At 62.4% G+C, this 11,992-nt stretch carries 13 protein-coding genes; 5 read left to right on the forward strand and 8 right to left on the reverse strand.

Annotated elements, in window-relative coordinates:
* Window positions 1–51: 51 nt before the first annotated feature.
* The gene (locus J4721_RS18250) at window positions 52–396 is read right to left on the reverse strand and encodes a hypothetical protein (protein WP_014873669.1); all 345 of its coding nucleotides are present in this window, start codon (window positions 394–396) and stop codon (window positions 52–54) included.
* A 246-nt stretch (window positions 397–642) separates the two neighbouring features.
* Between J4721_RS18250 and J4721_RS18255 the strand changes: the two genes are divergently transcribed.
* Window positions 643–1,101 carry a methylated-DNA--[protein]-cysteine S-methyltransferase gene (locus J4721_RS18255; RefSeq protein WP_027247948.1) on the forward strand — a complete coding sequence of 153 codons (459 nt, stop codon included), beginning with the start codon at window positions 643–645 and terminating at the stop codon, window positions 1,099–1,101.
* A 228-nt stretch (window positions 1,102–1,329) separates the two neighbouring features.
* Here the strand turns inward: J4721_RS18255 and J4721_RS18260 are convergent, their stop codons facing one another.
* The 5 genes from J4721_RS18260 to fsa form a co-directional block, all read right to left on the reverse strand.
* Window positions 1,330–2,025, reverse strand: a complete 696-nt coding sequence (locus tag J4721_RS18260) for a phosphatidylcholine/phosphatidylserine synthase (RefSeq protein ID WP_014873671.1) — start codon at window positions 2,023–2,025, stop codon at window positions 1,330–1,332.
* 160 nt (window positions 2,026–2,185) lie between these two features.
* Complete coding sequence (locus J4721_RS18265) at window positions 2,186–2,527, reverse strand: hypothetical protein (RefSeq protein ID WP_211003443.1); 342 nt, start codon at window positions 2,525–2,527, stop codon at window positions 2,186–2,188.
* Window positions 2,528–2,624: 97 nt separating this feature from the next.
* Window positions 2,625–3,560: a tyrosine recombinase XerC gene (locus J4721_RS18270; protein ID WP_102915480.1), complete on the reverse strand. Its 936-nt coding sequence runs from the start codon at window positions 3,558–3,560 to the stop codon at window positions 2,625–2,627.
* Window positions 3,557–4,264 carry a DUF484 family protein gene (locus tag J4721_RS18275; RefSeq protein WP_014879225.1) on the reverse strand — a complete coding sequence of 236 codons (708 nt, stop codon included), beginning with the start codon at window positions 4,262–4,264 and terminating at the stop codon, window positions 3,557–3,559. The genes J4721_RS18270 and J4721_RS18275 overlap by 4 nt, the downstream gene beginning before the upstream one ends.
* Before the next feature lie 184 nt (window positions 4,265–4,448).
* Window positions 4,449–5,102, reverse strand: coding sequence for a fructose-6-phosphate aldolase (gene fsa, locus J4721_RS18280; protein ID WP_014873675.1), 654 nt, complete (start codon window positions 5,100–5,102; stop codon window positions 4,449–4,451).
* Between the two features lie 148 nt (window positions 5,103–5,250).
* On the opposite strand from fsa, the gene J4721_RS18285 reads away from it, so the two are divergent.
* Complete coding sequence (locus J4721_RS18285; RefSeq protein ID WP_211003442.1) at window positions 5,251–7,446, forward strand: primosomal protein N'; 2,196 nt, start codon at window positions 5,251–5,253, stop codon at window positions 7,444–7,446.
* Between the two features lie 131 nt (window positions 7,447–7,577).
* Here the strand turns inward: J4721_RS18285 and J4721_RS18290 are convergent, their stop codons facing one another.
* Window positions 7,578–8,642: a YeeE/YedE family protein gene (locus J4721_RS18290; RefSeq protein WP_102876198.1), complete on the reverse strand. Its 1,065-nt coding sequence runs from the start codon at window positions 8,640–8,642 to the stop codon at window positions 7,578–7,580.
* Between the two features lie 130 nt (window positions 8,643–8,772).
* Here J4721_RS18290 and J4721_RS18295 point away from each other — a divergent pair, with 130 nt between their 5' ends.
* The 3 genes from J4721_RS18295 to J4721_RS18305 all read left to right on the forward strand — a co-directional run bounded on the left by J4721_RS18295 (window position 8,773) and on the right by J4721_RS18305 (window position 11,467).
* Window positions 8,773–10,008 carry an MFS transporter gene (locus J4721_RS18295; protein ID WP_027247944.1) on the forward strand — a complete coding sequence of 412 codons (1,236 nt, stop codon included), beginning with the start codon at window positions 8,773–8,775 and terminating at the stop codon, window positions 10,006–10,008.
* Window positions 10,009–10,144: 136 nt separating this feature from the next.
* A complete protein-coding gene (locus tag J4721_RS18300) occupies window positions 10,145–11,017 on the forward strand; it encodes a 50S ribosomal protein L11 methyltransferase (protein ID WP_211003441.1) in 873 nt (290 codons plus the stop codon).
* A 105-nt stretch (window positions 11,018–11,122) separates the two neighbouring features.
* Window positions 11,123–11,467 carry a hypothetical protein gene (locus J4721_RS18305; RefSeq protein WP_076619124.1) on the forward strand — a complete coding sequence of 115 codons (345 nt, stop codon included), beginning with the start codon at window positions 11,123–11,125 and terminating at the stop codon, window positions 11,465–11,467.
* Between the two features lie 206 nt (window positions 11,468–11,673).
* On the opposite strand, the gene J4721_RS18310 is transcribed toward J4721_RS18305, so the two are convergent.
* On the reverse strand, window positions 11,674–11,892 hold the full coding sequence (locus J4721_RS18310) for a DUF1127 domain-containing protein (protein ID WP_014873681.1): 219 nt from the start codon (window positions 11,890–11,892) through the stop codon (window positions 11,674–11,676).
* Window positions 11,893–11,992: the final 100 nt, after the last annotated feature.

Consider the following 11,992-nt stretch of genomic DNA (forward strand, 5'->3'; position numbering starts at 1 on the left):
AAGAACGCCGGGGGTTTTCGGGTCAGCGCGAGGGAGACGATCCGCGCCGGATCAGCCGATCACCTGCTGCGCCGCGCGATATTGATTTTGGGCGATCACTTCACTTGCCGGAAGCGGCCCAGCGTGGCAGCCCGATTGTAGATCCTGTAGCTTCTGCTGCACCACGGTGCGAAGATACTGTGTTCCCGGCACCAGGCTTGCGCCTTCAATGGGACCGGTCAGCGCGGCCTGTGTGCTTGTCGCTGCCGCCTGCTTTGCGGGAGAGGCCGCGGTTTCAAGCCCCCCCATCTGCTCACCGGTTTGCTGGGCTTGCGCCTGCTGCGCTGCGGCCTGCCCATTCGCGTGACCATTCAACATACGATAAACGCTGACATTTCCTGGACCGGTGACTTGCATGACGTGATGACCTTTTTCGTAACTTGAGATCCATCTTTACTAAAATTTAGTGCAATTGCATGAACGCCTGAGGTTAGCCGACCCTGCCGAAGGCATAGCTTCCTATCCCAAAGGTTAGGTCCAGAGGCCGGATAACGGTTCCTCCTTGACGCTGAGCAGGATCCCGCAGACGCTGGCCAAGCTGTGACAGCATCAAGCGTAAGGATCACCAGACCCGTGCACCCTCCTGAAACCGAGACAGAGCAGATGGCAGAGGCCAGTCTCGAAACACCTGTCGGCACGCTCTGCGTTGTGGAACGCGACGGGGCCATTGTTCGCCTGAGCTGGCAGGCCGCGCCGGTTGGCGCATCGGGATCGGTGCTGACAGCTGAGGCCCTGACCCAGCTGCGCGCCTATTTCGCGCATGAGCTGACCGAATTCGACCTGCCGCTGGCGGTGGCGGGTAGCGATTTTCAGCGCGCGGTCTGCGCCGCCATGTCAGCGATCCCGCTTGGTGAAACCCGCACCTATGGCGACATCGCAAAGGATCTGGGCGCAGCCGCCCAACCCGTCGGCAATGCCTGCGGGGCCAATCCGATTCCAGTGATCATCCCCTGCCACCGGGTACTTGGCGCCTCAGGTCTTGGGGGATTTTCCGGTGCGGGCGGGGTTGAGACCAAAGTCACGCTTCTGCGTCACGAAGGGGCGGCGGGATTGCTGATCTGAAGCGGCGGCGCTGATCATCCGTAACAGGCTGTAGCCTGATCAAGCCCGCCCAAACAAAGGCCGATCTTGGTGGTGGTGGCATACCGGGGCATCGCGCGACGGGCTTGGGGCCGACGCCTGCACCCGGATTTCCAGGCATCAGATGCCTCAATTCCGGGATGCCCCAGCGTTTAGATGCCGGGTTTCATGACACCCGCAGTCTGGCGATATCGGGCTGAGACGACCTGCTCAGCCCTTGCTCTCGGGGATGATCTGCTGCGCGATGCCGACAAAAATCAGATAGACCGAGGTCAGCACTAACCCCCAATGCGCCCAGCTTGCCGGGTGGAAATCGACCCAGGCGGCCCAGCCGGCAAAGAAGGTCCAGGCCAGTGCCATCGGCAGCGACACCTTGCGCCAGCGTTCGGTGCGCACCGGGTGAATGAACTTCAGCGGCAGGAACATCGCGATCGCCAGCAGGGTGACCAGCGTCAGGCTGGTCCAGTGGCTCGGCTCCAGCGCAAAGATCACCAGCACCAGCATATTCCAGCATCCGGGAAAGCCGGAGAAGGAATTATCCTTGGTCTTCATCCGGGTGTCGGCAAAATACAAAGCACTTGCAAAGGTGATCACAATCAGCGCCACCCAACCGGTCCACCCCGCCATCAGCCCGGATTTGAACAGGGCAAAGGCCGGGATGAACACATAGGTGAGATAGTCGATGATCAGATCCAGCAGCACACCATCAAACTCTGGCGCGTAGCGCTTCACCTCATAGTGCCGTGCCAGCGGTCCATCAATGCCATCCACGGCAAAGGCCACAACAAGCCAGACAAACATCAGGCTCCACTTGGCATCAGCTGCGGCCAACATGGCAAGGATAGCAAAGACCGCGCCGGTGGCGGTCAGCAGGTGAACGGAGAGGGCACGATACTGAGGTGTCATAGGCCCCTGATGGCGAATTTCCTGCACCCTCGCAAGTGGTCAATGGAAAAACGTCTCGTCTATGCGCGGAAATTCGGGTCTTTGGTGGTGTCCATGCCACCTGCGCGCCACCAAACTCTCAGCCGCTGGTCACCTGAGACAGTCACCACGGGTCCCCGTTTCACTGGTCGGAAGGGTCCTCCATCAGCGCCTTGCGAAATAAGGTCTCGGTCAGGGCGCGGCTGTCGACCAGCTGGGGGCCATCGCCTGTATCAGATGGTCCGGGGGCGGCGACAAATTCACCGCGCGCGGCCTTTCCTGCGCGATAGGTCGCCCATTCCTGATCCGAAATCTGGCGATCGCCATCGCTGTCCAGATCCGCCAGAAGCTGCTCATAAAACTGGCTGAAATCCACATCGCCAATATCGGATGTGCTGGCATTGGCGGCACTACGATTGGCGGGATTGTAGGGCGCGCCAAGCGGCGCGGCGTCTGTTGTATGGCTTTGGGCAACGATACTCATCACGGGGGCTCCTTCTGGATTTGACGCCAGAAATCTGTCGCACGCCCCTTACTACGGGGTTAAATCCAGCCCTCTAGTGGCATGTTTTACGCAGGTCTTACGCTTTCGGATGGGCGCGGTTGTAGACATCCATCAGATGCGCCGTATCGACTGCGGTATAGGCCTGCGTTGTCGACAGCGAGGCATGGCCGAGCAGCTCCTGAATGGCGCGCAGATCGCCACCGGCTTCCAGCAGATGGGTTGCAAAGCTGTGCCGCAACGCATGTGGCGTGGCACTGGCAGGCAGACCCAGCTGGGCGCGCGCCTGCGCCATGGCGCTGCGAATAAGCCGCGCATTCAGCGCCCCGCCGCGTACACCGCGAAACAACGGTGCCGCGCGCTCCTGCGGATGCGGGCAAAGCCGCAGATACCGGTCGACCGCCGCGCGTGCGGCGGGTAACACCGGCACGATCCGTTCCTTACCGCCCTTGCCGGTGATCCGCAGCACCGCCGGTAGCGGCGCGTCTGCCCCGGTCAGACCCAACGCCTCGGAAATTCGCAGCCCGCAGCCATAGAGCAGGGTCACCACCGCCACATCGCGGGCGGCGACCCAATCGGTGGTGGACTGAAACTCCACGGTCTCGATCACGGCGCGCGCGGCATCTTCTGCCAGCGGGCGGGGCAGTTTCTTCTGAAACTTGGGACTGCGCGCCGACAAGACGGCTGTGGGCTCAAACCCCTGCCGTTCCGCCAGCCAGGTATAAAAACTTTTGACCGCCGACAACTTGCGCGCCAATGAGCGCGCCCCGGTCCCGGTGGCGCGGGTGGCTGCCATCCAGGCGCGCATGTCGCCGGTGGAGATCTTCGCCAGTGCACCCAGCCCCTGCGGGCCGCCAAAATGGTGGGTCATAAATGCGAGAAACTCCACCACATCGCCGCGATAGGCGGTGACGGTGTTCTCGGCCGCGCCCTGAAGGGCTGCCAGCCCGGCCAGCCACTGCTCAAGCGCATCGCGGCAGGCCGGGGAAATCAGCGTTGTGGCTGGTGTCGTCACGACAACCAGTGGCGCATCGACCGTTCAAAGACGCCGGCAAAAAATGCCAGCAGATCGGTGCCATGCTGCGGGGTGAACTGATGCGGATCCTCTGACCCCAGAACCAGCAGACCGGGCAGGCGGCCTTCGCCCAGTTCCAGTTTCAGACAGGCCTCGGACCGGATGAAATCAGCCTTGGCCCCATGGGTGCGGGCGTGGCCAGATTGCATCTGCCGCAGGGTGACCTGGCGGTCAGGGCCATTGCGCTGCGGATTGATGTATTGTTCTACGAATCCCGGCTCGACCACCTTCAGAACCTGATCCATGCGCTGCACGGCGGCGTCCTGTTCGGGATGTGCCGTTTCCAGCACCAGCGTTACCGAATCCACCCGCAGAATTTCCGCCAGCTCACCACCAAGGTTGCCGAGATAGCTCTCAAAATCCATCGGATCCAGTAGCCGCAGCACCGCGCGGTGGATCTGGTTGGTCCCTGCAAGGTTCTCATAAGCTGCAGCAATTACAGAGCGATGGGTGTCCTCCAGCCGATCCAGCCGGGCCTCCATCCGCTCCATGGCGATGCCGCGCAGGTCCACGATATTGGACCCCATTGCGCGCTCATTGGCGCTGACCAACGCGTTCATCACGCTTTGATCTTCCAACAGGGCGTCGGGTTTGGCCAGGATCGCCTGGCGCAGATTGTCTTCCAGTTCTGCCGTCGTGCTCATGTGCTGCTCTTTAATGACCTCTGATGGGTTTTGACGGTGTTATAACACGGGTTTCGCGCAGGGGTGGCAAAAAATTCCCCGCCACCGGCGCACCGTCGCCTGTACAGGGCAGGGGGCCTCAGCCAACGAAAAAGGGGCCGCCCGCCGGGCCGCCCCTCCTGAAACCTGTCAGATGCCCTGCGGCTTACAGGATCTTGATGTTCGCGGCCTTGATGTCGGCGAGGAAGGCATCCAGACCCTTGTCGGTCAGCGGGTGGTTGATCATGCCTTTGATCACGGCGGGCGGCGCGGTGATCACATCCGCACCGATGCGCGCGCTTTCCAGCACGTGGTTGGCGCTGCGGATGGAGGCGGCGAGGATCTCGGTCGTAAACCCGTAGTTGTCATAGACGGTGCGGATGTCTTCGATCAGGTCCATCCCATCCAGGTTGATGTCGTCCAGACGGCCAATGAAGGGCGAGATGAAGGTCGCGCCGGCCTTGGCCGCCAGCAACGCCTGATTGGCGGAGAAGCACAGGGTCACATTCACCATATGGCCATCGTCGGTCAGGGTTTTGCAGGCCTTCAGGCCGTCCCAGGTCAGCGGCACTTTGACGGCGATGTTTTCGGCGATCTCAACCAGCTTGCGGCCTTCGGCAATCATGGTCTCGGCGTCGGTTGCGGTCACCTCGGCAGAGACCGGACCATCGACCAGATCACAGATTTCTTTGGTCACTTCGATGATATCACGACCGGATTTCTTGATCAGCGACGGGTTGGTGGTCACACCATCCACCATGCCCAGATCGTTCAGCTCGGCAATGGCATCGATTTCGGCGGTGTCTACAAAAAATTTCATCGGCTAGGGTCCTCTGGATGGGTTGGCCTTGATTGCGCTAGCCTTTACCTGATGGGACGGGCTTTAAAAACCCCCCGTGCGCCCGGCGTCGATTGCAGGGCATCGCTTTGGGGGTCATCATCCCCACCGGGCAAAAGAGGCAGACCGCGTGCAGGAGCAGGCATTTTTCAACGAAGGCGAACGGGTTGGCGTGCTGACAACGCAGCCGCTGGACCGCTGTCTGGACTATCGCGCCCCAGAAGGTGGCTGTCATCTGGGCGCCTATGTCGAGGTGCCGCTTGGCCCGCGCCGCGTCCTCGGGGTGATCTGGGGGCCGGGGGCGGGTGATTTCGATTCGGCCAAACTGCGCCCGGTGAATAGGGTGCTGGATGTGGCTCCGATGCGCGACGAGATGCGCCAGTTCCTGACCAAATCGGCGGATTATACGCTGACCCCGCTGCCCGCGATGTTGCGGCTGGCCACCCGCGCGCCGGGCCTCTCGGATCCCGTTTCCATGCGCAAGGTGCTGCGCCCCACCGGCCAGATGCCGGACCGCATGACCGATGCCCGCGAACGGGTGCTCTCGGCGGTGGATGAATACGGCGGTCTGGCGTTCACGGCGAAGGAACTGGCCGATCTCGCCGGGGTCACAACTTCCGTGGTCAAGGGCCTGGTGAAACAAGGCGCCCTGCGCGAGGAAGAAGCCCCCCGTGATCTGCCCTATCCCCGATTGGACCCGGATCTGCCCGGCAAGACCCTGACCGAGGATCAGGCTGCGGCCGCCAACACTCTGGGTGAAGAGGTCGCGGGGGGCCGCTATGGCACCACACTCCTGAAAGGCGTGACCGGTTCCGGCAAGACCGAGGTCTATCTGGAGGCAGTCGCCGCAACCTTGCGTGCAGGGCGTCAGGCGCTGGTGCTCTTGCCGGAAATTGCCCTGACGGCAGAATTCCTGAAACGGGTCGAACAGCGCTTTGGCGCAACACCCGCCGAATGGCACTCGGGCGCGACCATGACCGAACGCCGCCGGGTCTGGCGCATGGTCGGGCAGGGCAAGGCGCAGCTGGTGATCGGCGCGCGCTCGGCCCTGTTCCTGCCCTATCAGAATCTCGGCCTCATCATCGTGGATGAGGAACATGACACCTCGTACAAACAGGATGAGGGCGTCTGTTATAATGCCCGCGACATGGGGGTGCTGCGCGCGGCCATGTGTTCGGCGCAGGTGGTGCTGGCTTCGGCGACGCCATCGCTGGAAACCTGGGCCAATGCCGAGGCAGGCAAATACAAACGGCTTGATCTCGCTGCACGATTTGGGTCAGCCGTCCTGCCAGAGATGCGCGCGATCGATATGCGGGCGGAAAAACTGCCCGCCTCAACCTGGATCTCACCGACGTTGAAACAGGCGATGACCGCGCGGATCGAACGGGGTGAACAATCGCTGTTGTTTCTCAATCGCCGGGGCTTTGCGCCGGTCACCATCTGCCGCGCCTGCGGTGGCCATGTGACCTGCGACCACTGCGATTCCCGTATGGTGGAACACCGCTTCATGAAGCGGCTGATGTGCCACCAATGCGGCGAGACCAAACCCGTACCGGATGCCTGTCCGACCTGTCAGGTCGAGGGTAAGATGGCCCCCGTCGGCCCCGGCATCGAACGGCTGGGTGAGGAAACTGCCGCGCTGTTCCCGGAGGCGCGGATCGCGGTCCTGTCCTCCGATCTCTTCGCCTCCGCCCGCGCCCTGAAACAACGGATCGAGGAGATCGCCGCAGGTGAGGCTGACATTATCCTTGGCACCCAGTTGGTGGCAAAGGGGCATAACTTCCCGCTGCTCACACTGGTCGGCGTGATTGACGCGGATCTGGGCCTGCAAGGCTCCGACCTGCGCGCGGCTGAGCGCACTTTTCAGCTGATGCGGCAGGTCGCAGGGCGGGCCGGGCGGGCCGACAAGCCGGGTGAAGCGCTGATGCAGACCTTCCAGCCGGAACACCCGGTCATTCGCGCAATTCTGTCGGGGGATGAGGAGGCCTTCTGGCGCGCTGAAGCGGCCGAACGCCAGGCCGCAGGCGTGCCGCCCTATGGGCGCATGGCAGGTATCGTGCTGTCCGGGCCGGAGCTGCCTGCGGTTATGGATCTGGGGATGGCCCTTGCGCGCAACGATGGGCCGCTGCGCCAGATCGGCGCGCAGGTCTTTGGCCCGGCACCCGCCCCAATTGCCCGCATTCGCGGGCGCCACCGGGTGCGACTGCTGATCAAGGCCAGTAAGGGAACGCCCTTGCAAGACGCCATTGCCCGCTGGATCAAACCGGCGCGCCTCAAGGGGGATCTGCGTCTGTCGGTCGATATTGATCCGCAGAATTTCTTCTGAAGAATCCCATGGGGGCTCTGCCCCCGGCCTCTCGGCCTCCCCCGGGATATTTCCCGCCAGAAGATGAGCGGACCTCAGGTATCTTCTGGCTCCAAATATCCCGGAGCGCGAGGCAGCGCCTCGCACCCTGTCTAAGCGGTCGCCGCCAGGCTGCGCTGGTCTACCAGCAGATCTGTCAGCACTGCCCCAACCCACATCGAAAACAGCGCCAGCCAGGCGGTCCCCGCGAAGATCGATCCACCGGTGACACCGGCCCCGATGGCACAGCCGCCGGCCAACATGCCGCCAAACCCCATCAAAGCCGCGCCGATCATTGCCTTGCGCATGGTCACTGCCCCGTCAAAGGCCTGAATGCGCATCTCGCCTGTCAATGCGGCTGCGAGCATCGCGCCACCAAACACCCCGGCCACCAGCCCGATATCAAATTCCAGCACCGAGGCGCGATCCAGAAAGAACATCAACATGCGCGCCGAAGGACCGGTGAAGGTCACGCTTTCGATCTGCACGGGATCAAACGCCACCTGTGCCAGCGCCGATGTCAGCGCCCAGCCAAGCGCCACCGCAAAGCCGACGCCAGAGGCAAAGATCAGCCGCGCCGCCCCGATGCGGTTGTTCAGCGAGACCCCAAGGGCCAGACCCGCCATGCCCACCCCCAGCGCCAGCCCGGACCAATCCGGCAGGCTCAGCGCTGTCAGCAGATCCAGATTGCGCCCGCCAGAGGTGATCCAGAGGCCTGCCAGATAGTCGCGCACAGGCGCCAGATACCCGGCGAGGCTCATCTGTGCGACCACCGCAAAAATCAGCCCGGAGACCACGCTGCGCAGATTGCCGGTCGCCGCCAGCACCAAAAGCCGCCCGGAGCAACCCCGCGCCAGCACCATACCTACGCCAAAGATCAGCCCGCCGATGATGGCCCCGGACCAACTGCCGGGCACCGCCATCATCCGCGCCTCATCGGTGTCGATCCAGCCCAGCAGCCGCCCGGCCTGCACCCAGACCAGCGCGGTGGAAAAGGTCAGAAGCCAGACCGCCACCCGGTCTCCCAGTCGGCCACGGGCAAATTCCACGGTTGCCGCCCGCAGGCAAAACCGCGATCGCTGCGCCGCGACGCCAAAAATCCCGCCGGTCAGCAGGCCTAGCAACGCCGCTGTCACCGGCTCTCCTGCCCAGTCCATGATCTCAGCCAGCTCCGGCATCGCATCAGCCTCTCGTTGTCATTCGGAAATCTGAATATGAGATCGGGTTGCTCCGTGCATTGATGCAGATCAGATGTGCGCAGCGCTTTTTCCCTCGCCTGAAGGGGCGTATGGGCGTATTTGCTGGGGCATGTTCAAACCTGTCCCCACCGAAGCCGCCGCTTCCCTGCCGCTGTGGCGCCGCCCCACAACTCTGCTGTTTGTGATGGCGCTCACCATGCCCATCGCCTTCAACACCTGGAGCGCGCTGCTGAACAACTTTGTCATTGAGGCCGCGAATTTCGACGGCGCTGACATTGGCCTGCTGCACACGGTGCGCGAGATCCCTGGCTTTCTGGCCATTGGCGTTATTGCGGTGATCCTGTTTGTGCGCGAACAGGTGCTGGGGCTGGTCTCTCTGATGATGCTGGGCGTGGCGACGGCGGTCACGGCGTGGTTTCCCAGCCTTGGCGGGCTGCTGACCATCACGCTGCTAAGCTCGATCGGGTTTCATTACTATGAGACGGTGAATCAGTCGCTGCAATTGCAATGGCTGCCCAAGCTGCAGGCGCCGCAGATCCTGGGCTGGCTGGTGGCGGCAGGATCGGCGGCAACGCTGGTGGTCTATAGCCTGATCGCGCTGCTGTGGGAGCCGCTGGGCCTCACCTACAATATCGTCTTCCTGCTGGCAGGGGGCACCACAACGATTCTGGCGATTTTCTGCCTGCTGGCCTATCCGCAATTCGATGCCCCGCATCCGCAGACCAAACGCCTGATCCTGCGTCGCCGCTATTGGCTCTATTATGCGTTGCAGTTCATGGCCGGCGCGCGGCGGCAGATCTTCGTTGTCTTTGCCGGCTTCATGATGGTGGAGAAATTCGGCTTTGCAGTGCATGAACTGACCAGCCTTTATTTGATCAATCTGGTAATCAATATGATCGCCGCACCGCTGCTGGGTCGTGCTGTGGCCCGCTTTGGTGAACGCCGTACGCTGATCTTTGAATACACCGGGCTGGCACTGGTCTTTGCCGCTTATGGCGGGCTCTATTGGTTCAGCTGGGGCGTGGTGCTGGCCGGGGTGCTCTATGTGGTGGACCATATCCTGTTTGGTCTGGCACTTGCGCTGAAGACCTATTTTCAGAAGATCGCCGACCCGTCTGATATTGCGCCGACCGCCGCCGTGGCCTTCACCATCAACCATATCGCCGCGGTGGTGCTGCCGGTGACGCTGGGCTTGCTGTGGGTGGTCTCCCCGGCTGCGGTCTTTGCACTGGCGGCCTGTATGGCGCTGATCTCGCTGACGCTGTCATTGTTGATCCCGCGCCACCCGGAGCCGGGCAATGAGACGATCTTTGTGAAGTGGCGCAGCGCTGCCCCGGCGGAGTAAGCCTGCCCCGCGAAGGGCAGGCCCAGCCTCAAGGGCGCGCTGAGCTACAGGCGGCGCTCCTGGACCCGCGCTGCCAGCTCTTGACCTGCGCCGCCGACGGGCCTAGGCGCTGTGCAACCTTTGCCCGGAGACCGCCATGCCCACCTTCACCGCCCTCACCACCCTGACCGGAAAAGCCCCTGCCGAAGCGCTCGGCGCGGCGATGGAGCGTCTGACGCCGGAGCCGACCGGTCTGGGCGTGTTCGAGGTCGAAGACGGCTCCGGCCTGTGGGAGGTTGGCGGCTATTTCACCGAGAGCCCGGATGAGGCCGGTCTGGCGCTGCTGGCGACCATGTTCGACGCCCAGCCTTTTGTGATCTCAGAACTGCCGGAAACCGACTGGGTCGCCCATGTGCGCCGCGAACTGGCCCCGGTCGAGGCCGGTCGTTTCTTTGTCTACGGCAGCCATGACGCCGACAAACTGCCTGCTGATCGCATTCCTCTTTTGATTGAGGCGGCGATGGCCTTTGGCACCGGCCATCATGGCACCACGCTGGGCTGTCTGAAGGCGCTGGACAAGCTGATCGAAGATGGCTTCGTCGGCGAAAAAGTCGCCGATATCGGTTGTGGCACGGCGGTGCTGGCGATGGCGGCTGCACGCGTCTGGGACGGGCAGATCCTGGCCAGCGACATTGATCAGGTCGCGGTTGACGTGGCCGAGGCCAATCTGAAGGCCAACGACATGGAAGGCCGCGTACACTGTCTTGAAGCGGCGGGCTTTGACGCCCCGGCCTTGGCCGAGGCCGCACCCTTTGATCTGATCTTCGCCAATATCCTGAAGGGCCCTCTGGTTGCATTGGCGCCTGACGTGGCGGCGCATCTGCGCGCCAATGGTTATGCGATTCTCTCCGGTCTTCTCAACGAACAGGCCGATGAGGTGCAGGCCGTTTATGCACAGAATGGCATCAATCTGGTGCAACGCAGCGAGATTGGTGACTGGACGACGCTGCTTTTGCAGAAAACGGGCTGAATCGTTCAAGTTTGTTGAGCATTTTAACGACCCGCCCCAAAATGGTCTCATTACCTACCTAAGCATTAACATGTGGATGGTGGGAGCCATTGCAGGGTTTTGGTTATGGGTGAACAGAGTAACAATTTCTACGCTCGGCTTGACCGATTGGAACGCAAACACGGGGCCATGTCGCGCGGCTACACCGCTAAGGTGCGCGCGGATGGGTTGATCGTGGTGGCGCCGCGACGGGTACAGTCGCGGATTTCCGGCCGGTCAGTGATCTTGTTTGTCGCGGCGTTTCTGCTGTTCAAGGGGTTCTTGATGGCGGCGCTGGGATTTGGCAGCTACGACTATCGTGTCGATCAGCTGCGGGCAGGAACCGGGCTGGAGAAAGCCGGTGCATTTGTGATGCAGCGGGATCCCGTGTCGCAGTTCCTGGCCGAGAACATCGGGCCTGTGCTGCGGTAGAGGGGCAGGCTGGCGGGCCAGATGTCGGGCGCTGGGGGGCATCCGACATAAAACGGTCGCGCAGTCATGTCCGACGCAGCAGGGTGTCGCCGAGGCGCAGATCTGCAAACCAGACCTATAGAAAACGCCGCGCTCCGTCAGGAGGCGGCGTTTTTCATATGTCAGGTGGTCTGTAGCCCCCGGCGCTGCCGGGACGGCAGCCTGTCTCAGAAGACGGGCTTGCCTTCGGCAATGCGGTCGATATCTGCGCGGCACAGGCCAATGTCGGCCAGTTCCCGGTCGTTCAGCTGACCCAGGGTCTGGCGGGTCGCGCGGGCATCGTTCCAGTCGACGATTGCCGCCAGCAGGCTGGCGGTCATGGCGCTAAAGCGGCCAAACAGGCTGCTGGTGCCATAGGTGGTGCGGGTGGTGTCAAAAGCAGCCATGTCCTCGTCCTTTCGGAGGTTGAATTCAGTGAACCGCGTTGCGGCGATGGACGGCACTTAGTCATGTGAATTGGCCCTGACAATCGCTGAAATTGCATGT

Origin of the sequence: Phaeobacter sp. HS011, from assembly GCF_018101215.1 — a bacterium.
Lineage (GTDB): Bacteria > Pseudomonadota > Alphaproteobacteria > Rhodobacterales > Rhodobacteraceae > Phaeobacter > Phaeobacter inhibens.